The sequence below is a fragment of the Mesorhizobium sp. M0217 genome, from assembly GCF_040321955.1.
Classification (GTDB): domain Bacteria; phylum Pseudomonadota; class Alphaproteobacteria; order Rhizobiales; family Rhizobiaceae; genus Mesorhizobium.
In genome coordinates, this window is record NZ_JAMYSN010000016.1 from 1 (window position 1) to 21161 (window position 21161).

Below are 21161 nucleotides of genomic sequence, written 5' to 3' on the forward strand. Positions count from 1 at the left end.
CGTGCCGATCGCCATGGAAGAGAAGCTGCGCTTCGCCATCCGTGAAGGCGGCCGCACCGTCGGTGCCGGCATCGTCGTCACCATCAAAGAGTAATTTAGACTTAAACCGATCTGTCGCGGGCGCAGGATTTGCCCGCGCCGCGCCAGAACAAGGAAGTGACGCATGAACGGACAGAATATCCGCATCCGCCTGAAGGCGTTTGATCACCGCGTGCTCGACGCCTCGACGAAAGAAATCGTGTCGACGGCCAAGCGCACCGGAGCAAACGTCCGCGGCCCCATTCCGCTGCCGACGCGGATCGAAAAGTTCACGGTCAACCGGTCGCCTCACGTCGACAAGAAGAGCCGCGAGCAGTTCGAGATGCGCACGCACAAGCGTCTGCTCGACATCGTCGATCCGACCCCGCAGACGGTCGATGCTTTGATGAAGCTCGATCTGGCCGCCGGTGTCGACGTCGAGATCAAGCTCTAAGGGAATGAGAGCGCGGTAAGGGGCGGTGCCCCTGGCCCGGAACTCTAAAGGAATTGAACCGATGCGTTCAGGTGTGATTGCAAAGAAGGTGGGAATGACCCGCATCTATAATGATGCCGGGGAACATGTTCCCGTCACCGTTCTCCAGATGGAGAACTGCCAGGTCGTGGCTCAGCGCACGCAGGAGAAGAACGGCTATACCGCCGTCCAGCTCGGCGTTGGCCTTGCCAAGGTGAAGAACACGTCGAAGGCGATGCGCGGCCATTTCGCGACCGCTTCCGTCGAGCCGAAGGCGAAGGTCGCCGAGTTCCGCGTCTCCGCCGACAACATGATCGATGTCGGCGCCGAGATCACCGTCGAGCACTTCGTCGCCGGCCAGAAGGTCGATGTGACGGGCACGACGATCGGCAAGGGTTTCCAGGGCGTCATCAAGCGCCACCACATGGGTGGTGGCCGCGCGACGCACGGTAACTCGGTTTCGCACCGTACGCACGGTTCGACCGGCCAGCGTCAGGATCCGGGCAAAGTGTTCAAGGGCAAGCATATGGCTGGCCACATGGGCGACACCCGCGTCACCACACAGAATGTCGAGATCGTTTCGACCGACGCCGATCGCGGCCTGATCCTGATCCGCGGTGCGGTTCCCGGATCGAAGGGCGCCTGGATCCTGGTCCGCGATGCGGCCAAGGTGGCACTGCCGGCCAATGCGCCGAAGCCTGCCGCGATCCGCGCCGTTGCCGCCGAGAGTGGCGCCAAGAACGAGGCTCCGGCCGCAGAGGGAGCAGAATAATGGATCTCAAGATCACAACGCTTGGCGGCAAGGACGCCGGCAAGGTGAAACTCTCCGAGGAGATTTTCGGCCTTGATCCGCGCGAGGACATCCTGCAGCGCGTCGTGCGCTGGCAGCTGGCCAAACGGCAGCAGGGCACGCACAAGGCCAAGGGCCGCGCCGAAATCGCGCGCACCGGCGCCAAGATGTACAAGCAGAAGGGTACGGGCCGCGCCCGTCACCATTCGGCACGCGCTCCGCAGTTCCGCGGCGGCGGCAAGGCCCACGGCCCGGTCGTTCGCAGCCACGAGCACGATCTGCCGAAGAAGGTGCGCGCTCTGGGCTTGCGGCATGCTCTCTCGGCCAAGGCCAAGAGCGCGTCGATCATCATCATCGACGAGCTGAAGCTGACCGAGGCCAAGACGAAGGCGCTGATCGCGAATTTCGCGACGCTGGGCCTGACCAATGCCTTGGTGATTGGCGGTGCCGAGCTTGACCAGAACTTCAAGCTGGCGGCGACCAACATCCCGAACATCGACGTGCTGCCCATCCAGGGCATCAACGTCTACGACATTCTGCGCCGCGGCACGCTGGTCCTTTCGAAGGCCGCCGTCGAGGCTCTCGAGGAGCGCTTTAAATGACCGACCTCCGTCATTACGACGTGATCGTCTCGCCGGCGATCACCGAAAAGTCGACCATGGCTTCCGAGAACAACCAGGTTGTTTTCAACGTCGCCAAGAAGGCGTCGAAGCCGGAAATCAAGGCCGCTGTCGAAGCGCTGTTTGGCGTCAAGGTTACGGCCGTGAACACGCTTGTCCGCAAGGGCAAGATCAAGCGCTTCCGCGGCACGATCGGCCGCCAGAGCGACGTCAAGAAGGCGATCGTGACGCTGGCCGACGGCCAGTCGATCGACGTCGCGACGGGTCTCTGAGCTAGGCCGCGAGGACAGGACAATGGCACTTAAAAAATTCAACCCGGTAACGCCGAGCACCCGCCAGTTGGTCATCGTCGACCGCTCGGGCCTCTACAAGGGCAAGCCCGTCAAGGGCCTGACCGAAGGCCTGACGAAGTCGGGCGGCCGCAACAATCACGGCCGCATCACGGCCCGCTTCATCGGCGGCGGTCACAAGCGTTCGTACCGCATCATCGACTTCAAGCGCCGCAAGTTCGACGTCGTCGGCACGGTCGAGCGCATTGAATACGATCCGAACCGCACCGCCTTCATCGCGCTGATCAAGTATGACGATGGCGAGCTGTCCTACATCATCGCTCCGCAGCGCCTTGCCGCCGGCGACAAGATCGTGGCCGGTGAATCGGTCGACGTGAAGCCGGGCAATGCGATGCCGCTGGCCTCGATGCCGGTCGGCACGATCGTCCACAACATCGAGCTGAAGCCGGGCAAGGGCGCCCAGGTTGCCCGCTCGGCAGGTGGCTACGGCCAGCTGGTCGGTCGCGATCAGGGCATGGCGATCCTGCGCCTCAACTCGGGCGAGCAGCGTGTCGTTCACGGCTCCTGCATGGCCACCGTCGGCGCCGTGTCGAACCCCGACCACGGCAACATCAACGACGGCAAGGCCGGCCGCACGGTCTGGCGCGGCAAGCGCCCGCACAATCGCGGCGTGACCATGAACCCGGTCGACCATCCGCATGGCGGTGGTGAAGGCCGCACCTCCGGTGGCCGTCATCCGGTCAGCCCGTGGGGCAAGCCGACCAAGGGCAAGAAGACGCGGTCCAACAAGGCGACCGACAAGTTCATCCTGCGCTCGCGCCATCAGCGCAAGAGCTAAGAAGAGGTAACGCCAAGTGACTCGTTCTATTTGGAAAGGCCCCTTCATCGACGGCTACCTTCTCAAGAAGGTGGACAAGGTTCGTGAAGGTGGTCGCAATGAGGTGATCAAGATGTGGAGCCGTCGCTCCACCATCCTGCCGCAGTTCGTCGGCTTCACCTTCGGTGTCTATAACGGCCAGAAGCATGTTCCCGTCTCGGTGAACGAGGACATGGTCGGTCACAAGTTCGGTGAATTCGCTCCGACCCGGACCTATTACGGTCACGGCGCGGATAAGAAGGCGAAGAGGAAATAATCATGGGCAAGGCCAAAGCTCCGCGCAGGCTTGCTGACAACGAAGCGCGCGCCGTTCTGCGCACGATCCGTATCAGCCCGCAGAAGCTGAACCTGGTTGCCGCGCTGATCCGCGGCAAGAAGGTCGCGACAGCGCTTTCCGACCTCGAATTCTCGGCCAAGCGGATTTCCGGCACGGTCAAGAAGACGCTGGAATCGGCGATCGCCAACGCGGAAAACAACCACGACCTCGACGTCGATGCGCTGATCGTGGCGGAAGCCTATGTCGGCAAGTCGATCGTCATGAAGCGGTTCCATGCTCGTGGCCGCGGTCGCGCCAGCCGTATCGAGAAGCCGTTCTCGCACCTCACGATCGTCGTTCGTGAAGTCGAAGAAAAAGGGGAGGCCGCATAATGGGTCAGAAAGTCAATCCGATCGGTCTGCGCCTCGGCATCAACCGCACCTGGGATTCGCGCTGGTTCGCGAACACCGGCGAGTACGGCAAGCTGCTGCATGAGGACATCAAGATCCGCAAGTATCTTGAGAAGGAACTCAAGCAGGCTGCGATCTCCAAGGTCGTGATCGAGCGTCCGCACAAGAAGTGCCGCGTCACCATCCATGCGGCGCGTCCGGGTCTGATCATCGGCAAGAAGGGCGCCGACATCGAGAAGCTTCGCAAGAAGCTGATGGAGATGACGAAGTCCGAGACGCACTTGAACATCGTTGAAGTGCGCAAGCCGGAAATCGACGCGACCCTGGTCGCCCAGTCGATCGCCCAGCAGCTCGAGCGTCGTATCGCGTTCCGCCGCGCCATGAAGCGCGCCGTTCAGTCGGCCATGCGCCTGGGCGCCGAAGGCATCCGCATCAACTGCGCCGGCCGTCTCGGCGGCGCCGAGATTGCACGCATGGAATGGTACCGCGAAGGCCGCGTGCCGCTGCATACGCTGCGCGCCGATGTCGACTATGGCACGGCCGAAGCGCATACGGCTTACGGCATCTGCGGCGTCAAGGTCTGGGTGTTCAAGGGCGAAATCCTCGAGCACGATCCGATGGCTTCGGAGCGTCGCGCGACCGAGGGTGATGCTGCGCATGGCGGTGGTGGTGATCGCGAACGCGGTCGTCGTCGCGAAAACGCCTGATTATTTAGGAATTTGGAGTTAGAACGATGCTGCAGCCAAAGCGCACAAAGTTCCGCAAGCAGTTCAAGGGCCGTATCCATGGTACCGCAAAGGGCGGCACCAACCTGGATTTCGGTGGTTTCGGGCTGAAGGCGCTGGAGCCGAACCGCGTCACCGCGCGTGAGATCGAGGCGGCCCGCCGCGCGATCACTCGTGAGATGAAGCGTGCCGGCCGCGTGTGGATCCGTATTTTCCCTGATGTGCCGGTGACGTCGAAGCCGACCGAAGTGCGCATGGGCAAGGGCAAGGGCGCTGTCGATTACTGGGCGGCGCGCGTCAAGCCGGGCCGCATCATGTTCGAGATCGACGGCGTCAACGAAGAAACCGCCCGTGAGGCGCTGCGTCTCGGCGCGGCCAAGCTCTCGGTCAGGACGCGCTTCGTACAGCGCATCGCAGAATAAGGACGGGCTGATCATGAAAGCCGAAGACATCCGGACGAAGACCCAGGACCAGCTGACCGACGATCTGGCCAGCCTGAAGAAGGAGCAGTTCAACCTGCGCTTCCAGAAGGCCACCGGCCAGCTCGAGAAGACCGCGCGCGTGCGGCAGGTTCGCAAGGACATTGCGCGTATCAAGACCATCGCTGCGGAAAAGTCCGCGGCCAAGAAGGCTTAAGGACGAAAATCATGCCAAAGCGCATTCTGCAGGGCACTGTCGTCAGCGACAAGAACGAGAAGACGGTAGTCGTCAAGGTCGAACGGCGCTTCACGCATCCCGTGATGAAGAAGACCGTGCGCATGACCAAGAAGTACAAGGCGCACGACGAGAACAACGCCCACAAGGTCGGCGATCAGGTGTTCATCCAGGAATCGAAGCCGATTTCCAAGGACAAGCGCTGGATCGTCGTGTCTTCGGACCAGGCGTAACAAACCGAATTTTGGACAGACCGGGGAGGGGCTTTGAGCCCGTCCCGTTAGAAGAGAAGAAGGCGGCCAGTCATGATTCAGATGCAAACAAACCTCGACGTCGCGGATAATTCCGGCGCCCGTCGTGTCATGTGCATCAAGGTGCTGGGCGGCTCGAAGCGGAAATACGCTTCCGTAGGCGACATCATCGTGGTGTCGATCAAGGAAGCCATTCCGCGCGGCCGCGTTAAGAAGGGCGATGTGATGAAGGCGGTCGTGGTTCGCACGGCCAAGGACATCCGCCGCCCGGACGGCAGCGTGATCCGTTTCGACAAGAACGCGGCCGTTCTCGTCGACAACAAGAAAGAGCCGATCGGCACGCGTATCTTCGGACCGGTTCCGCGCGAACTCCGCGCCAAGAACCACATGAAGATCATCTCGCTCGCGCCTGAAGTGCTGTAAGGAGCCGGACCAATGCAAAAGATTAGAAAAGGCGACAAGGTCGTCGTGCTGGCCGGCAAGGACAAGGGCCGTTCGGGCGAAGTCCTCTCGGTTCAGCCGAAGGAAGACACCGCGCTGGTGCGCGGCGTCAACATGATCCGTCGTCACCAGAAGCAGTCCCAGTCCCAAGAGGGCGGGATCATCACCAAGGAAGCGCCGATCCAGCTGTCGAACATCGCGCTCGCCGACCCCAAGGATGGCAAGCCGACCCGCGTCGGCTTCATCTTCCAGAAGGACGGCAAGAAGGTGCGCGTCGCCAAGCGCTCGGGAGAAGTCATCAATGGCTAAGGCTCAAACCACGAAGCCCAAGGCTGAAAGCAAACAGTCCAAGGCCCAGAACACGCCGCGCCTCAAGCAGGTCTACAACGAGACCATCCGCAAGGCGCTGCAGGAGCAGTTCGGCTACGAGAACGAGATGCAGGTTCCGCGCATCGACAAGATCGTGCTGAACATGGGCGTCGGCGAAGCGACCGCGGATTCGAAGAAGCCTTCGATCGCGGCCGAAGACCTGGCGATGATCGCCGGCCAGAAGGCCGTCGTCACCCGCGCCCGTAATTCGATCGCCGGCTTCAAGGTCCGCGAGAAGATGCCGATCGGCGCCAAGGTCACGCTGCGCAAGGAACGCATGTACGAGTTCCTCGACCGTCTCGTGAACATCGCACTGCCGCGCGTCCGCGACTTTCGCGGACTGAATCCGAAGAGCTTCGATGGCCGTGGCAACTACGCCATGGGCATCAAGGAACACATCGTGTTCCCGGAGATCAACTACGACAAGGTTGATCAGATCTGGGGCATGGACGTCATCGTTTGTACGACTGCGAAGACGGACGACGAAGCCAGGGCATTGCTCAAGGCCTTCAACTTCCCCTTCCGCCAGTAACGGCAGCGAGAAAAGGAAAAATCTGAAATGGCAAAGACCAGCTCAGTCGAGAAGAACAACAGGCGCCGCAAGCTTGCCGACCAGTACGGTCCCAAGCGCGCAGCGCTCAAGGCGATCATCATGGACCAGTCCAAGCCGATGGAAGAGCGTTTCCGCGCTCAGCTGAAGCTTGCTGCCCTGCCGCGCAACTCGGCCAAGATCCGCATCCGCAACCGCTGCGAAGTTACCGGCCGTCCGCGCGCCTATTATCGCAAGCTCAAAGTATCGCGCATCGCGCTTCGTGATCTCGGCAATAACGGCCAGATCCCGGGCCTGGTCAAGTCGAGCTGGTAAGGAGGACATAACATGTCATTGAGCGATCCTCTCGGCGATATGCTGACCCGCATCCGCAACGCGTATGGCCGTAAGAAGTCGAGCGTTTCGACGCCGGCGTCGCGCCTGCGTACCCGCGTCCTCGACGTGCTGAAGGCTGAAGGCTATATCCGCGACTACAGCCAGACCGACTTCGACAACGGCAAGTCCGAAATCGAAATCGAGCTGAAGTATTTCGACGGTGCTCCGGTCGTGCGCGAAATCGCCCGCGTCTCGAAGCCTGGCCGCCGCGTTTACGTTTCGGCCAAGTCGATCCCGCACGTCGCCAACGGCCTCGGCATCGCCATCCTTTCGACGCCGAAGGGCGTGATGGCCGATCACGAAGCACGCGAACAGAATGTCGGCGGCGAAATCCTCTGCCAGATTTTCTAATTCGGCAGACCTGAAACAAGAGAAGTGACGAGGACAACCAAATGTCTCGTATTGGAAAGAAACCCGTTTCGCTGCCGCAGGGCGTGACCGCGACCGTCAACGGCCAGACCGTGACGGCGAAGGGCCCCAAGGGCGAGCTGAAGTTCGTGGTGAACGACGAAGTGCTGGTCAAGATGGAAGGCAGCGAAATCGCTGTCCAGCCGCGCGACCAGACCAAGACCGCCCGCTCCAAGTGGGGCATGTCGCGCACGCAGATCGTCAACATCCTGCAGGGCGTCAAGGACGGTTTCGAAAAGAAGCTCGAGATCACCGGCGTCGGCTATCGCGCGGCACTTCAGGGCAAGAACCTGCAGCTGGCGCTTGGCTTCAGCCACGACGTCGTTTACGAGACGCCGGCCGGCATCACGATCACTGTGCCGAAGCCGACGGAAATCACCGTGACCGGCATCGACAAGCAGCAGGTCGGCCAGGTTGCCGCCGAGATTCGCGAGTATCGCGGTCCCGAGCCCTACAAGGGCAAGGGTGTCCGCTATGCCGGCGAGAAGATCGTCCGCAAGGAAGGCAAGAAGAAGTAGTAGGCCTGGTCCCGAAAAGTTGCAGACTTTTCGGAAAAGGCCAAGCCAAAGAAGTGCAACGCCGCGGGGAGCGGTCGCGGGAGGCGCTTTCGCCTACCGCACATGGCGGCCCCCGTTTTTTGAAGGCAAGGAAGATTATCATGGCTACCAAGGAATCCATCCAGCGCCGCGCGCAGCGCGTCCGCCGCCAGATCAAGAAGGTCGCCGGCGAGCGCCCGCGTCTCTCGGTTCACCGCACGTCGAAGAACATCTACGTGCAGGTCATCGACGACGCCAAGGGCCATACCATCGCGGCTGCATCGACACTCGAGAAGGACCTCAAGGGTTCGCTCAAGACCGGCGCCGACACCGAGGCAGCAGCCGCTGTTGGCAAGCTGATCGCCGAGCGTGCTTCGAAGGCCGGCGTCAAGGAAGTCGTCTTCGACCGCGGCGCCTATATCTATCACGGCCGCGTCAAGGCGCTGGCCGAGGCTGCCCGTGAAGGCGGTCTGAGCTTCTAATTGCCTGATCCCGAACCGAAGGTCAGCGCAGCAAAAAGTTGCAGACTTTTCGGACAAGATCATGCAAGGAAAAATAATTCGCCCCCGGTGACCCAAAGAGGCGCACCGGATCTTATCAGCAACCGTGCTTCCGGAAAAAAACAAGGAACAGGATATGGCACAGGAACGTAGGGATGGCGGCCGCGGCCGCGATCGTGAAGAACGCGATGACGGCATGGTGGACAAGCTCGTCCACATCAACCGTGTCGCCAAGGTCGTCAAGGGCGGCCGTCGCTTCGGTTTTGCAGCACTCGTCGTCGTCGGCGACCAGAAGGGCCGCGTCGGCTTCGGTCACGGCAAGGCGCGCGAAGTGCCGGAAGCGATCCGCAAGGCAACCGAGTCGGCCAAGCGCGACATGATTTTCGTGCCGCTGCGCTCGGGCCGCACGCTGCACCACGACGTCGAAGGACGCTGGGGTGCCGGACGCGTGCTGCTGCGCGCTGCCAAGCAGGGTACCGGCATCATCGCCGGCGGCCCGATGCGCGCTGTCTTCGAGACGCTCGGCATGCATGACGTGGTCGCCAAGTCGATGGGTTCGTCGAACCCCTACAACATGGTTCGCGCCACATTCGACGCGCTGAAGAGCCAGATGCATCCCAAGGATGTGGCTGCTGCGCGCGGCATCAAATATTCGACCCTTCAGGCCCGCCGCGGCACCGCCGTTGCGGCTGAAGAATAGTCGATCTGACCAGGGATTTTGACCATGGCCAAGAAAGCAACCAAGACCATCACCGTTGAGCAGATCGGTTCGCCGATCCGCCGCCCGAAGGAACAGCGCGCGACGCTGGTCGGCCTCGGCCTCAACAAGATGCACAAGCAGCGCACGCTGGAGGACACTCCCTCGGTGCGCGGCATGATCGCTGCCGTCCAGCATCTCGTCCGCGTCGTGGACGAGGGCTGAGCAAAAGCGCAGGAGAACCCAGATGAAACTCAACGATCTGCGTGACAAGGACGGCGCGACGCACTCCAAGAAGCGTCTCGGCCGTGGCATCGGCTCCGGCTCGGGCAAGACCGGCGGTCGCGGCGTCAAGGGCCAGAAGGCGCGCTCCGGCGTTGCCATCAACGGCTTCGAGGGCGGCCAGATGCCGCTCTATCGGCGCCTGCCGAAGCGTGGCTTCAATAACATCTTCGCCAAGAGCTTTGTCGTCGTGTCGCTGGCTCGTATCCAGACGGCGCTCGATGCCAAGAAGCTTGACGCCAAGGCGACCGTGACGGCCGAGGCGCTCGTTGCCGCCGGCGTCATCCGCCGCGTCAAGGACGGCGTGCGCATCCTCTCGGACGGCGAGCTCAAGGCAAAGCTTGCCTTCGACGTCGCGGGCGCCTCCAAGGCCGCGATCGAGAAGATCGAAAAGGCCGGCGGTTCGGTCAAGCTGCCGGAAGCGGCAGCGGAGTAACGGCAATTTGAAGCGCGGTCGGCAGGAACGGTATCCGTTTTTGTTCACGATTGCGCTTTGATCCAATCAATTAGGCGGCCGCGTCAACGCGGCCGCTTGCATGTTTAGAGCCCGGAGCTTATCTCGTGAGCTTCGGTGCCACGCGCCGCCTGAGCTGCGGGCATCGAGCGTGACATACAAATCAAAGAAGTAGCGCATGACGTTGTCCGAAAACCGCTTCACACTTTTCGGCATCATGCTCTAGCGGAGAATCAGGCATGGCTTCGGCTGCTGAACAACTAGCCTCGAATCTGAATTTTGCGGCTTTCGCCAAGGCGGAGGACCTGAAGAAGCGAATCTGGTTCACCGTCGGCGCGCTGCTCGTCTATCGCCTCGGCACCTATATCCCGCTGCCCGGCATCAATCCGGATGCATTCGCGCAGGCCTTCTCTTCGCAGGCCAAGGGCGTGCTCGGCATGTTCAACATGTTCGCCGGCGGCGCCGTGCAGCGCATGGCGATCTTCGCGCTCGGCATCATGCCTTACATCTCAGCCTCCATCATCATGCAGCTGATGACCTCGGTCATTCCGTCGCTGGAGGCGCTGAAAAAGGAAGGCGAGCAGGGCCGCAAGGTCATCAACCAGTACACGCGCTACGGCACGGTACTCCTGGCGCTGGTGCAGGCCTACGGCATTTCGGTGGGCCTGGAAGGCGGCAACGGCATCGTCAATGATCCCGGCATGTTCTTCCGCATCTCGACCGTCGTCACGCTGGTTGGCGGAACCATGTTCCTGATGTGGCTGGGCGAGCAGATCACCGCCCGCGGCATCGGCAACGGCATTTCGCTGATCATCTTTTCCGGCATCGTCGCCGGCCTGCCGCGCGCCATCTCCGGCACGCTGGAGCTCGGCCGCACCGGCGCCCTATCGACCGGGCTGATACTCGCGATCATCGTGCTGGCTATCATCGTCATCGCGCTGATCGTGTTCTTCGAGCGCGCGCAGCGCCGCCTGCTGATCCAGTATCCGAAGCGCCAGGTCGGCAACCGCATGTTCCAGGGCGATACCTCGCATCTGCCGCTGAAGCTCAACACGTCGGGCGTCATTCCGCCGATCTTCGCGTCGTCGCTGCTTTTGCTGCCGGCAACGGTCGCCGGCTTCTCGCAGACGACAAACCTGCCGGCCTGGGCAAGCACCGTGCTCGCCTCGCTCGGCCACGGCCAGCCGCTCTACATGCTGTTCTATGCGGCAATGATCGTGTTCTTCGCCTTCTTCTACACGGCCATCGTGTTCAATCCGAAGGACACCGCCGACCAGCTCAAGAAGCATTCCGGCTTCATTCCGGGCTACCGTCCGGGTGAGCGCACCGCCGATTACATCGACTATGTCCTGACGCGCATCACCGTCGTCGGCGCCATCTATCTGGTGCTGGTGTGCCTGCTGCCCGAGTTCCTGATTTCGGCGACTGGCGTACCATTCTACCTCGGTGGCACATCGCTTCTGATCGTGGTCAGTGTAACCCTCGATACGGTGGCGCAGATCCAGGGTCACCTGATCGCGCACCAGTATGAGGGCCTGATCAAGAAGTCGAAGCTGCGCGGGGGGAAGAAGGCCAGATGAGATTGATATTGCTTGGGCCGCCAGGAGCGGGCAAGGGGACGCAAGCACAAAGACTGGTAGAAAAATACGGCATACCGCAGCTGTCGACGGGTGACATGCTGCGGGCGGCCGTGCAGGCCGGCACCGAAGTCGGCAAGCGCGCCAAGGCGGTGATGGACGCCGGCGAGCTGGTTTCCGACGCCATCGTCAACGCCATCGTGGCCGAGCGCATCGATCAGCCCGATTGCATCAACGGTTTCATTCTCGACGGCTATCCGCGCACGCTGGTGCAGGCTGATGCGGTTGAATCGATGCTCGCCGAGCGCGGCATTGGCCTCGATGCCGTGATCGAGTTCGTCGTCGACGACAAAGCGCTGGTCGGCCGCATCGTCAAGCGCGCCGACGACGCCAAGGCCGCCGGACAGCCGGTGCGCAAGGACGACAATCCGGTGGTGTTCGAAGAGCGCCTGCGGGAATATTACAAGAAGACCGCGCCGCTGATCGGCTATTATTATGCCAAACGCTCGCTTAGGAGTGTCGACGGCATGGCCCCTGTCGAGACCGTGACGGCGGAGATTGAAGCGCTGCTCGCGGCGGTGACGCGGGAAACCGTTACGGCAAAGTAGAGATTGCGCTTGACTGGAACGGTTCGCTGGGTTATGGCGGCCCGTCTTCCTATCAGGCATGAGGCTTGCTTGTCCGCAAGGGCAAGGCGGCCGCATTGAAACTAGGGAACTCCCGCAAGGGCCGGCCTCCACCGGACGCGGGGTAATTTGAACAGCGCCGCGCATGCCTTGTTTTGAAGGCCGGCCGGTCCCACATGGAGAAGAGAAGAATATGGCTCGTATAGCCGGCGTCAACATTCCGACCAACAAGCGCGTCGTCATTGCGCTTCAGTACATTCACGGCATTGGCAAGAAGTTCGCCCAGGAGATCGTCGACAAGGTCGGCATCCCGGCCGAGCGCCGCGTCAACCAGCTGACGGACGCGGAAGTGCTGCAGATCCGCGAGACCATCGACCGCGACTACCAGGTCGAAGGCGACCTGCGCCGCGAAGTGTCGATGAACATCAAGCGTCTCATGGACCTCGGCTGCTACCGCGGTCTGCGTCACCGCCGTTCGCTGCCGGTTCGCGGCCAGCGCACGCACACCAATGCACGCACCCGCAAGGGCCCGGCCAAGTCGATTGCAGGCAAGAAGAAGTAAGTGAGCGAATAGCGAGTAGCCATTAGCGAGTAGGGGTTCCCTATTCGCTGGTCCCTGCTCACTACTCGCTTTCAAAGGTGGAGCCGCTGGCATTACGGCGGTGTAGAGATCAACTGAAAGGACTATCATGGCCAAGGAAGCCGCTCGTGTTCGCCGTCGCGAACGCAAGAACATCTCGTCGGGCGTTGCCCACGTCAATTCGACCTTCAACAACACGATGATCACCATCACCGACGCGCAGGGCAATTCCATTGCCTGGTCGTCGGCCGGTGCCCAGGGCTTCAAGGGTTCGCGCAAGTCGACCCCGTTCGCCGCCCAGATGGCTGCCGAAGACGTCGCCAAGAAGGCCCAGGAACACGGCATGCGCATGCTCGAAGTCGAGGTCTGCGGACCCGGCTCCGGTCGTGAATCGGCGCTTCGCGCCCTGCAGGCGGCCGGCTTCACCATCACCTCGATCCGTGATGTGACGCCGATCCCGCACAATGGCTGCCGCCCGCGCAAGAAGCGCCGCGTCTAAGACATTACCGAACGCCGCGTGAGCGCCTCAAGGCGCTCCTCCACGGCACTCCAGGTCGCCCGCCACGATTGGATGGTGGCGGGTCAACGGAAGGAAAGCATCATGATCCAGAAAAATTGGCAGGAACTGATCAAGCCGAACAAGATCGAGTTCTCGTCGAAGAAGAAGACGCTGACCACGCTGGTCGCCGAGCCGCTCGAACGCGGCTTTGGCCTGACGCTCGGCAACGCGCTGCGCCGCGTGCTTTTGTCTTCGCTGCGCGGTGCGGCTGTCACCGCCGTGCAGATCGACGGCGTTCTGCATGAATTCTCGTCGATTGCCGGCGTGCGTGAGGACGTGACCGACATCGTCCTCAACATCAAGGAAATCGCCATCCGCATGGAAGGCGATGGTCCCAAGCGCATGGTCGTTCGCAAGCAGGGCCCGGGTGCGGTTCTGGCTGGCGACATCCAGACGGTTGGCGACGTCGAGATCCTCAACCCCGACCACGTCATCTGCACGCTGGACGAGGGCGCTGAAATCCGCATGGAATTCACCGTCGACACCGGCAAGGGTTACGTGCCGGCCGACCGCAACCGCGCCGAAGACGCGCCGATCGGCCTGATCCCGGTCGACAGCCTGTATTCGCCGGTCAAGAAGGTCTCCTACAAGGTCGAGAACACCCGCGAGGGCCAGGTTCTCGACTATGACAAGCTGACCATGACTATCGAGACCGACGGTTCGATCTCGGGGGAGGACGCGGTGGCTTTCGCTGCCCGCATCCTGCAGGACCAGCTTGGCCTGTTCGTCAATTTCGACGAGCCGCAGAAGGAAGTCGCCACCGAGGCCGTCACCGAGCTCGCCTTCAACCCGGCGCTGCTCAAGAAGGTGGACGAACTCGAGCTTTCGGTGCGTTCGGCCAACTGCCTGAAGAACGACAACATCGTCTATATCGGCGATCTTATCCAGAAAACCGAAGCCGAGATGCTGCGCACCCCGAACTTCGGCCGCAAGTCGCTGAACGAGATCAAGGAAGTGCTCGCGGCGATGGGCCTGCACCTCGGCATGGAAGTGCCGGACTGGCCGCCGGAAAACATCGAAGACCTCGCCAAGCGTTACGAAGACCAATATTGAGCATGAATTTCCAAGGATCGGCGGCGTGGGCCGCTCGATCCGACGGTCATGCGGAAAACCATCAGAGGCCACGGCCTCTTGAACAACTGAAGAAGGAAAAGAGCCATGCGCCACGGTTTTAAAGGCCGCCGCTTCGCCCGAAGCATTAGCCATCGCAAGTCGATGTTCGCCAACCTCGCCGTGTCGCTGCTCGAACACGAACAGATCGTCACCACCCTGCCGAAGGCGAAGGATTTGCGTCCGATCGTCGAGAAGCTGGTGACGCTCGGCAAGCGCGGCGACCTGCATGCGCGCCGCCAGGTCATTGCCCAGATCGGCAATGAAGGCGTCGTCAAGCGTCTGTTCGACACCATCGCGCCGCGCTACGCCACCCGCAATGGCGGCTATCTGCGCATCATGAAGGCCGGCTTCCGCCACGGCGACAATGCCGCCATGGCAGTCATCGAGTTCGTCGATCGCGACACCGACGCCAAGGGCGCCGGCGACCGCGCTCGCCTCGAAGCTGAAGGCACCAATGAGGAAACCGCGGCCGCATAAGGCTGGGGGTTTCTGGATGAATTCAAAGGGGCCTTCGGGCCCCTTTTTGTTACCAGCGTCCTACGTTTAGCGAGCCTTACGTTTAGCGAGCAAGCGTCAGGTAGTCGCGACCGCTAAGCAGATTCCAATTGAAGGCGCCGGGGATCTCTTCGAACGCCGGTTGGGGATAGGAATAGATACTGTCGAGGGTGGCGCGGGAATCGATATCGCTGACCACTTGCGACACGGTGGAATTGGCCAGGTATTTTTGGGCGTCCCCATCTTCGATGAAGTCTGTATCGACTCGGAAATGAATCTGAATGGGACCCGCGCAGATGTTCAGCAAGATATCGTCGCTCAAGGCGGCGTAGAAAACCGCTGCCTCTTCTGGAGCCCAAAGGCCGGCAGCCAGGAATTCCGAAGGCTTCGTCTCTCCACTGAACCCATCCAATGAGAGCACAAGGCGATCGGTGAGAACCTCAAAATCACCTTCGAGATAGCCCGCTTCTTCGATCTGAAACCAGTTCATCCAATGAGGTGCTTCTTCATCAAAGGAAATTTCGAGCTTTCCGAAAATCCAATAGACCGGAATCGTCCCTGCAGGTTCCGTGACCCAGCCGTCAGGCGGACCCAGCACACCGGCGATGTCGATCATTTTCAGAGAAGGGGAAACGGGCCCAAAAGTGCCGGTCTTCAAAAAGTCACGGAATGACAGGAGTTGTTTTTTCATGAAGGTCGACGAAGGTTCTCAGTTTCAAGCCGACCTATAGCTGCTTTGCGGGCCAGAATAATCAGATTTCAGCGGCTTAGCCTTTCATTTTGCACAATCGTCGGGACAATGGCGCCCGACCTGGAGGATTCGGAATGCACTTCAAACGGCTGTTTCTTGTTGCCCTTTGCGCGCTGGCCGCCTTTGCCGCGGCACCGGCCGTGAAAGACGCCCTGGCCGAGGACGCCGCCAAGCCAGCCGATCCGGGGCTCTCCGATGTGCTGACCGACCTCTTGCATGGCGTCGAAGGCGAGAACGGCACCTCCGGTCCCGACAAGCGCGTGCCGTTCGGCCGCGAAGAGGTACAGCTGTCGTTTGCGCCCCTGGTCAAGCAGACGGCGCCGGCGGTGGTCAATGTCTATGCTTCGCAGACGGCCAAGGTCACGTCGCCCTTCGACGGCGATCCTTTCTTCGAGGAATTCTTCGGCCGCGCACAGCCGCGCGCGCAATCCTCGCTCGGCTCGGGTGTGCTGGTCGACCCGAGCGGCGTCGTCGTCACCAATTTCCACGTGATCAAGGATGCCGACGAGGTCAAGGTCGCGACCGCCGACGGGCGCGAATTCACCTCGAAGGTCATGCTCAAGGACGAGACGCTCGACCTCGCCGTGCTCAAGATCACCTCCGACAAGCCGTTTCCGGTGATCGCCATCGGCGATTCCGACGCGCTCGAGGTCGGCGACCTGGTGCTGGCCATCGGCAATCCGTTCGGCGTCGGCCAGACGACCACCAGCGGCATCGTTTCGGCGCTTGCCCGCAGCCATATCGGCGTTTCGGATTCGGGCTATTTCATCCAGACCGACGCCGCCATCAATCCCGGCAATTCCGGCGGCGCGCTGATCAACATGGGCGGCCAGCTGGTCGGCATCAACACCGCCATCTACAGCCGCAGCGGCGGCTCGATCGGCATCGGCTTTGCCATCCCGGCCAACATGGTGCGTGCCTTCGCCGATGCGGCCAAGGCCGGGCTCGATTTCTTCGAGCGGCCCTATATAGGCGCCGAGTTCGAAGCGGTCACACCTCAGATCGCCGAATCGCTTGGCATGGAGAAGCCGACCGGCGCGCTGGTGTCGTCGGTCGAGGAAGCCGGACCGGCGGCCAAGGCAGGGCTGAAGCCCGGCGATGTCGTGCTGCAGCTCAATGGCACGACCGTCGAAGGCATCGAGGCGCTGGACTACCGCATGGCGACCCTGTCGATCGGCACCAAGGCGACCTTCGCCATCCTGAGCAAGGGCCAGCAGGCGACGATGGAGATCGCACTGGAGCGCGCGCCGGAAGGCGCCAAGGCGTCGGAAGTGACCCTGCATGGCCGCAGCCCGTTCTCCGGCGCCAAGGTCGCGGAACTGTCGCCCAGGCTCGCCCAGCGGCTCGGCCTGCGCACCGACCTAAAGGGGGTCACCGTGGTCGACATCAACCGCGATTCGCCGGCCGCCGATTTCGGCTTCCAGCCGGGCGACATCGTGCGCGAGGTGAACGGCACGACGGTCGATACGGCGGCGACACTGGCGCAGCTTGCCCAGCAGGATACACGCTGGTGGCGCTTTACCGTCGAGCGCGGCGGGCAGATACTGCGCCAGGTGTTGCGTTACTGAGGCGATCTTCCCATTTCTGAGGATCGTGCTCCAACCAGAAGACCTAGATGGCCGATCTGTTCAGCGTCGATGAACCGGAAAGAGCGCCGCCCGGCCGGCCTTTGGCCGATCGGCTGCGCCCGAAAAATCTTGGCGAGGTCGTCGGCCAGGAGCATTTGACCGGGCCGGACGGCGCGCTGACGCGGCTGATCAACTCGGGTTCGCTCGGCTCGATGATTTTCTGGGGACCGCCGGGAACCGGCAAAACAACCGTTGCACGGCTGTTGGCCGGTGAGACCAGTCTTGCGTTCGAGCAGATATCGGCGGTGTTTTCCGGCGTCGCGGACCTGAAGAAAGTGTTCGAGGCAGCGAAGCTGCGGCGAACCAATGGCCGGCAGACGCTGCTGTTCGTCGACGAGATCCATCGCTTCAACCGTGCCCAGCAGGACTCTTTCCTCCCGGTCATGGAGGATGGAACAGTTGTTCTGGTCGGCGCCACCACCGAAAATCCATCGTTCGAGCTGAACGCCGCGCTTCTGTCGCGAGCGCGGGTGCTGGTGTTTCACTCGCTGGGCGAGGAGAGCATCGCCAAGCTGATGACGCGCGCGGAGGAGACAGAGGGCAGGGCGCTGCCGCTCGACGACGAGGCGCGGGCGATGCTCATCCGCATGAGCGATGGCGACGGCCGGGCCTCGCTGACGCTGGCCGAGGAAGTCTGGCGCGCCGCCAAACCCGGCGAGGTTTTTGATCCCGAAGGGTTGCAGCGCATCGTGCAGCGCCGCGCGCCGATCTATGACAAGGGCCAGGACGGTCACTACAATCTGATCTCGGCGCTGCACAAGTCGGTGCGCGGGTCCGATCCGGACGCGGCGCTTTATTATCTTGCCCGCATGTTCGACGCCGGCGAGGATCCGCTCTATCTCGGCCGCCGGCTGGTGCGCATGGCGATGGAGGATATCGGGCTGGCCGACCCGCAGGCGCTGGTTATCGCCAACGCCGCCAAGGACGCATACGACTACCTCGGCTCGCCCGAAGGCGAACTGGCCTTCGCCGAGGCCACCGTCTATCTCGCCACCGCGCCCAAATCCAACGCCGTCTATACCGCCTTCAAGGCAGCCACGCGGGCGGCGAAGGAGTTCGGTTCGCTGCTGCCGCCCAAGCACATCCTCAACGCGCCGACCAAGCTGATGAAAGAGGGGGATTACGGCGCCGGCTACCGCTACGATCACGACCAGCCCGATGCCTTTTCCGGCCAGGACTATTTCCCCGAAAAGATGGGCCGGCAGATCTTTTACGATCCGCCCGAACGCGGCTTCGAGCGCGATATCAAGAAACGGCTGGACTATTGGGCAAAGCTGCGCAGCGAGCGGGAAAAATAGGCGCGCGGGACAAACGGGACGAACTCGGCCTGCCCGCGATGAACTGAAATTCTGTCCCCGCCAGTCACAGCAGTGTGATTGTACCGCATGACAAAAAGCCCTATCACGTCGCATGACTCGGCCGGGAGGCTGCCAGGACGGGCGATAATTCGGAACGGGGACAGCGCGCCGCGCGAACAGAAATGACAAAATCCCTTCGCAAGACGCTTCGCCAGGCTGTGATTGCTGTCCCGCTGCTCGCGCTCGGCTTCTATTTCATTCCGATCCTGACCACGATCTGGATCGTCTGCGGCCTGATCGATGTGCTGCGCAACGCCAGCAAGGATCTGTCGCTGTTGCGCGGCTATTTCCTCGGCAATGGCATCTTCACCTGGCTGCTGTCGCCCTTCAATCTGCTGGTGGACCTCGTTTGCTACCGCAACCCGGGTGTGTGGAAGCTGGAGCAGTTTCCTGCCGATTATCAGCGCGAGGTCAACGAGGTTCTTGACGTCTTCAAGGCGCGCAAGGACGAGATCATCGCCGATATCGACGCCAATTTCGGCACCGGTCGTCGCGGCATGTATGTCTATCAGTGGTACGGCAAGCACCGGATCGACAATGTCGCAGAATTCAACAAGGATTTCAAATACATCAAGACCATTGCCGTGTCTGTCTTCAGAGGCAAGGAATCGACTTCCTGGCATTTCGGACCGCTGCGGCTCAGCCTGCGCATCCTCTACAATCTCTTGCCGGTGAAGGCAGAGGTTTTCGTCGAATGCAACGGCGCCAGGAATTACTGGCACGACAACCCACTCTATATTTTCGACGACACGCTGCTGCACCGCTCGGTCAACGAGTATGACGGACGCCGCTACTGCGTGTTCATGGACATCATCCGCCCGTCGCCGTTCCCCGGCTTCATCGCCGGACTTCTGGCCATCGTTTCGGTCACCGTCGAGCGCATCAATTCCATGTTCTACAAGAACTGGAAGATGATCGGCTCGAGCAAGGCAAAGAAGGTCGAGACGACCTGAGGCGTTGGCCTGAAGGGATTGGGCATGTTCAATCTGCTTCTCGTTGTGGTCGGCGGCGGCATCGGCGCCGGCATCCGCCACCTTACCAACATCGGCGCCTTGCGCCTCGTCGGCCCCAACTACCCCTGGGGGACGATGGCGATCAACATCGTCGGCTCCTTTGCCATGGGGCTGTTCATCGCCGCGCTGATGCGGCGCGGCGGTTCCAATGAGCTCCGGCTGTTCGTCGCCACCGGCATCCTTGGCGGCTTCACCACCTTCTCCGCCTTTTCGCTCGATTTCGCGACCCTGTGGGAGCGCGGAGCGACGCTGCCGGCGTTGGGATATGCGCTGGCCAGCGTCGTTGGCGCCATTATCGCCCTGTTTCTGGGACTTTGGCTCGCAAGAACCGTTTCATAGTGTTATTGCCCCGACCTGGAGCACGCCGCATCCTCTGGACGCGCTGCAGAAACTTTGATCTTGCGCATGATCCTTTCCGAAAGCCGGAGTAGATTTTCGGGGTCACGCGCTAGAAACGGATAAAGCGAAAATCATGGCAGGCGTAGAACAGATCACGGTGGAGGCCGGCGAGGCGGGCATGCGGCTCGATCGCTGGTTCAAGACCCATTTCCCCGGTCTCGGCTTTGGCCATCTGCAGAAGTTGCTGCGCTCGGGCCAGATCCGCGTCGATGGCGGCCGGGTCAAGGCCGACAGCCGTGTCGAGCCCGGCCAGGTGGTGCGTGTGCCGCCGCTCGAGGTCGACAAGAAGGGCGAGAGTGCGCTTACGGGTTACTCGATCCGCAACCAGGGCGACGCCGATGTGCTGGCCAAGATGCTGATCCACGAAGATCCAAAAGTCTTCGTCTTCAACAAGCCGGCGGGCCTGGCGGTGCAAGGCGGCTCGGGCGTCACCCGCAATGTCGACGACATGCTGGAGGCCTGGCGCAGCCAGAAGGGCGAGAAGCCGCGCCTGGTGCACCGGCTCGACCGCGACACGTCGGGCGTGTTGGTGGTTGCCCGCACCAGGCTTGCGGCGATGAAGCTTTCCGAGTCATTCCGGGCGCGCGAGACCAAGAAGACCTATTGGGCGCTGGTCAAGGGCGTCCCGCCCAAGCGTGAGGACAAGATCTCGACCTGGCTGATCAAGGAACCGACCGAGGACGGCGACCGCGTGCGCGTGGCAGCCCATGGCGAAAAGGGCGCCGACCACGCCGTGTCCTACTACCGCATCATCGAGCAGGCGGCTCAGACGATGACCTGGCTGGAAATGGAGCCGTACACTGGCCGCACCCACCAGCTGCGCGTTCATGCCGCCTATATCGGCTGCCCGATCCTTGGCGACCCCAAATATTTCGAGGCCGACACCAACTGGGACTTTCCGGGCGGCATTCAGAACCGCCTGCATCTGCATGCGCGCCGCATCGTCATTCCGCACCCGGACAAGGGCGTCATCGACGTCACCGCGCCGATGCCGCCGCATATGCGCCAGAGCTGGAACCTGATCGGCTTCGACGACGCCAGCGCGGAGGACTGACATTGGCCGTTGCCTCGGCATTGGATCGCCGCG

The 21161-nt window shown here is 61.9% G+C and carries 34 protein-coding genes; 33 read left to right on the forward strand and 1 reads right to left on the reverse strand.

Going from position 1 to position 21161, the window contains the following annotated elements; genetic code table 11:
• The 28 genes from NKJ18_RS22380 to rplQ form a co-directional block, all read left to right on the forward strand.
• Positions 1–94: EF-Tu C-terminal domain-related protein (locus NKJ18_RS22380; protein WP_476738618.1), on the forward strand; the 94-nt coding region annotated here is incomplete at its 5' end.
• Between the two features lie 69 nt (positions 95–163).
• Entirely contained in the window at positions 164–472 is a 309-nt protein-coding gene (gene rpsJ, locus NKJ18_RS22385) for a 30S ribosomal protein S10 (protein ID WP_010909272.1), read from the forward strand.
• A 61-nt stretch (positions 473–533) separates the two neighbouring features.
• Positions 534–1262, forward strand: coding sequence for a 50S ribosomal protein L3 (gene rplC / locus NKJ18_RS22390; protein ID WP_023682606.1), 729 nt, complete (start codon positions 534–536; stop codon positions 1260–1262).
• Positions 1262–1882: a 50S ribosomal protein L4 gene (gene rplD, locus NKJ18_RS22395; protein WP_023672750.1), complete on the forward strand. Its 621-nt coding sequence runs from the start codon at positions 1262–1264 to the stop codon at positions 1880–1882. Before rplC ends, rplD begins: the two co-directional genes overlap by 1 nt.
• Entirely contained in the window at positions 1879–2172 is a 294-nt protein-coding gene (locus NKJ18_RS22400; RefSeq protein ID WP_023672751.1) for a 50S ribosomal protein L23, read from the forward strand. The genes rplD and NKJ18_RS22400 overlap by 4 nt, the downstream gene beginning before the upstream one ends.
• Before the next feature lie 22 nt (positions 2173–2194).
• Positions 2195–3028 (forward strand): 50S ribosomal protein L2, encoded by an 834-nt coding sequence (gene rplB / locus NKJ18_RS22405; protein WP_023706515.1) that lies wholly within the window; start codon positions 2195–2197, stop codon positions 3026–3028.
• Between the two features lie 16 nt (positions 3029–3044).
• The gene (gene rpsS / locus NKJ18_RS22410) at positions 3045–3323 is read left to right on the forward strand and encodes a 30S ribosomal protein S19 (RefSeq protein ID WP_006205463.1); all 279 of its coding nucleotides are present in this window, start codon (positions 3045–3047) and stop codon (positions 3321–3323) included.
• Positions 3324–3325: 2 nt separating this feature from the next.
• Positions 3326–3715 carry a 50S ribosomal protein L22 gene (gene rplV, locus NKJ18_RS22415; protein WP_006205462.1) on the forward strand — a complete coding sequence of 130 codons (390 nt, stop codon included), beginning with the start codon at positions 3326–3328 and terminating at the stop codon, positions 3713–3715.
• On the forward strand, positions 3715–4440 hold the full coding sequence (rpsC, locus tag NKJ18_RS22420; RefSeq protein ID WP_023672753.1) for a 30S ribosomal protein S3: 726 nt from the start codon (positions 3715–3717) through the stop codon (positions 4438–4440). The genes rplV and rpsC overlap by 1 nt, the downstream gene beginning before the upstream one ends.
• Positions 4441–4466: 26 nt before the next feature.
• A complete protein-coding gene (gene rplP / locus NKJ18_RS22425; RefSeq protein ID WP_006205460.1) occupies positions 4467–4880 on the forward strand; it encodes a 50S ribosomal protein L16 in 414 nt (137 codons plus the stop codon).
• A gap of 13 nt (positions 4881–4893) precedes the next feature.
• Positions 4894–5094 (forward strand): 50S ribosomal protein L29, encoded by a 201-nt coding sequence (rpmC, locus tag NKJ18_RS22430; RefSeq protein WP_006205459.1) that lies wholly within the window; start codon positions 4894–4896, stop codon positions 5092–5094.
• An 11-nt stretch (positions 5095–5105) separates the two neighbouring features.
• Positions 5106–5345, forward strand: a complete 240-nt coding sequence (rpsQ, locus tag NKJ18_RS22435) for a 30S ribosomal protein S17 (protein WP_010909280.1) — start codon at positions 5106–5108, stop codon at positions 5343–5345.
• 72 nt (positions 5346–5417) lie between these two features.
• Positions 5418–5786 carry a 50S ribosomal protein L14 gene (gene rplN / locus NKJ18_RS22440; RefSeq protein WP_006205457.1) on the forward strand — a complete coding sequence of 123 codons (369 nt, stop codon included), beginning with the start codon at positions 5418–5420 and terminating at the stop codon, positions 5784–5786.
• A gap of 12 nt (positions 5787–5798) precedes the next feature.
• The gene (rplX, locus tag NKJ18_RS22445) at positions 5799–6113 is read left to right on the forward strand and encodes a 50S ribosomal protein L24 (RefSeq protein WP_013531428.1); all 315 of its coding nucleotides are present in this window, start codon (positions 5799–5801) and stop codon (positions 6111–6113) included.
• Entirely contained in the window at positions 6106–6705 is a 600-nt protein-coding gene (gene rplE, locus NKJ18_RS22450) for a 50S ribosomal protein L5 (RefSeq protein ID WP_023672755.1), read from the forward strand. The genes rplX and rplE overlap by 8 nt, the downstream gene beginning before the upstream one ends.
• Before the next feature lie 27 nt (positions 6706–6732).
• A complete protein-coding gene (gene rpsN, locus NKJ18_RS22455; RefSeq protein WP_010909282.1) occupies positions 6733–7038 on the forward strand; it encodes a 30S ribosomal protein S14 in 306 nt (101 codons plus the stop codon).
• A 12-nt stretch (positions 7039–7050) separates the two neighbouring features.
• The gene (gene rpsH / locus NKJ18_RS22460) at positions 7051–7449 is read left to right on the forward strand and encodes a 30S ribosomal protein S8 (protein ID WP_006205453.1); all 399 of its coding nucleotides are present in this window, start codon (positions 7051–7053) and stop codon (positions 7447–7449) included.
• Positions 7450–7490: 41 nt separating this feature from the next.
• Positions 7491–8024, forward strand: a complete 534-nt coding sequence (gene rplF, locus NKJ18_RS22465) for a 50S ribosomal protein L6 (RefSeq protein ID WP_023682603.1) — start codon at positions 7491–7493, stop codon at positions 8022–8024.
• A gap of 140 nt (positions 8025–8164) precedes the next feature.
• Entirely contained in the window at positions 8165–8524 is a 360-nt protein-coding gene (rplR, locus tag NKJ18_RS22470; protein ID WP_023682602.1) for a 50S ribosomal protein L18, read from the forward strand.
• Between the two features lie 154 nt (positions 8525–8678).
• Entirely contained in the window at positions 8679–9242 is a 564-nt protein-coding gene (rpsE, locus tag NKJ18_RS22475) for a 30S ribosomal protein S5 (RefSeq protein ID WP_006333394.1), read from the forward strand.
• Positions 9243–9266: 24 nt separating this feature from the next.
• Complete coding sequence (gene rpmD / locus NKJ18_RS22480) at positions 9267–9464, forward strand: 50S ribosomal protein L30 (RefSeq protein ID WP_006205449.1); 198 nt, start codon at positions 9267–9269, stop codon at positions 9462–9464.
• 22 nt (positions 9465–9486) lie between these two features.
• Complete coding sequence (gene rplO, locus NKJ18_RS22485) at positions 9487–9957, forward strand: 50S ribosomal protein L15 (protein WP_023672760.1); 471 nt, start codon at positions 9487–9489, stop codon at positions 9955–9957.
• Between the two features lie 257 nt (positions 9958–10214).
• Positions 10215–11555, forward strand: coding sequence for a preprotein translocase subunit SecY (gene secY / locus NKJ18_RS22490; RefSeq protein ID WP_023672761.1), 1341 nt, complete (start codon positions 10215–10217; stop codon positions 11553–11555).
• Positions 11552–12160, forward strand: coding sequence for an adenylate kinase (locus NKJ18_RS22495; RefSeq protein WP_023726809.1), 609 nt, complete (start codon positions 11552–11554; stop codon positions 12158–12160). The genes secY and NKJ18_RS22495 overlap by 4 nt, the downstream gene beginning before the upstream one ends.
• A 211-nt stretch (positions 12161–12371) precedes the next feature.
• Positions 12372–12740 (forward strand): 30S ribosomal protein S13, encoded by a 369-nt coding sequence (rpsM, locus tag NKJ18_RS22500; RefSeq protein WP_006205445.1) that lies wholly within the window; start codon positions 12372–12374, stop codon positions 12738–12740.
• Positions 12741–12867: 127 nt separating this feature from the next.
• The gene (gene rpsK / locus NKJ18_RS22505) at positions 12868–13257 is read left to right on the forward strand and encodes a 30S ribosomal protein S11 (protein WP_006205444.1); all 390 of its coding nucleotides are present in this window, start codon (positions 12868–12870) and stop codon (positions 13255–13257) included.
• Positions 13258–13359: 102 nt separating this feature from the next.
• Entirely contained in the window at positions 13360–14370 is a 1011-nt protein-coding gene (locus NKJ18_RS22510; protein ID WP_023682599.1) for a DNA-directed RNA polymerase subunit alpha, read from the forward strand.
• 105 nt (positions 14371–14475) lie between these two features.
• A complete protein-coding gene (gene rplQ / locus NKJ18_RS22515; RefSeq protein ID WP_023736689.1) occupies positions 14476–14907 on the forward strand; it encodes a 50S ribosomal protein L17 in 432 nt (143 codons plus the stop codon).
• A gap of 82 nt (positions 14908–14989) precedes the next feature.
• On the opposite strand, the gene NKJ18_RS22520 is transcribed toward rplQ, so the two are convergent.
• On the reverse strand, positions 14990–15616 hold the full coding sequence (locus tag NKJ18_RS22520; RefSeq protein WP_155922398.1) for a hypothetical protein: 627 nt from the start codon (positions 15614–15616) through the stop codon (positions 14990–14992).
• 134 nt (positions 15617–15750) lie between these two features.
• Here NKJ18_RS22520 and NKJ18_RS22525 point away from each other — a divergent pair, with 134 nt between their 5' ends.
• The 5 genes from NKJ18_RS22525 to NKJ18_RS22545 all read left to right on the forward strand — a co-directional run bounded on the left by NKJ18_RS22525 (position 15751) and on the right by NKJ18_RS22545 (position 21128).
• Positions 15751–17244, forward strand: a complete 1494-nt coding sequence (locus NKJ18_RS22525) for a DegQ family serine endoprotease (protein WP_023736687.1) — start codon at positions 15751–15753, stop codon at positions 17242–17244.
• A 47-nt stretch (positions 17245–17291) separates the two neighbouring features.
• Entirely contained in the window at positions 17292–18602 is a 1311-nt protein-coding gene (locus NKJ18_RS22530) for a replication-associated recombination protein A (RefSeq protein ID WP_352759720.1), read from the forward strand.
• 182 nt (positions 18603–18784) lie between these two features.
• Positions 18785–19615 carry an aspartyl/asparaginyl beta-hydroxylase domain-containing protein gene (locus NKJ18_RS22535; RefSeq protein WP_023682594.1) on the forward strand — a complete coding sequence of 277 codons (831 nt, stop codon included), beginning with the start codon at positions 18785–18787 and terminating at the stop codon, positions 19613–19615.
• Positions 19616–19639: 24 nt separating this feature from the next.
• Positions 19640–20014 carry a fluoride efflux transporter CrcB gene (gene crcB, locus NKJ18_RS22540; protein WP_023688419.1) on the forward strand — a complete coding sequence of 125 codons (375 nt, stop codon included), beginning with the start codon at positions 19640–19642 and terminating at the stop codon, positions 20012–20014.
• 133 nt (positions 20015–20147) lie between these two features.
• Positions 20148–21128 (forward strand): RluA family pseudouridine synthase, encoded by a 981-nt coding sequence (locus NKJ18_RS22545; protein WP_023672769.1) that lies wholly within the window; start codon positions 20148–20150, stop codon positions 21126–21128.
• Positions 21129–21161 lie beyond the last annotated feature (33 nt).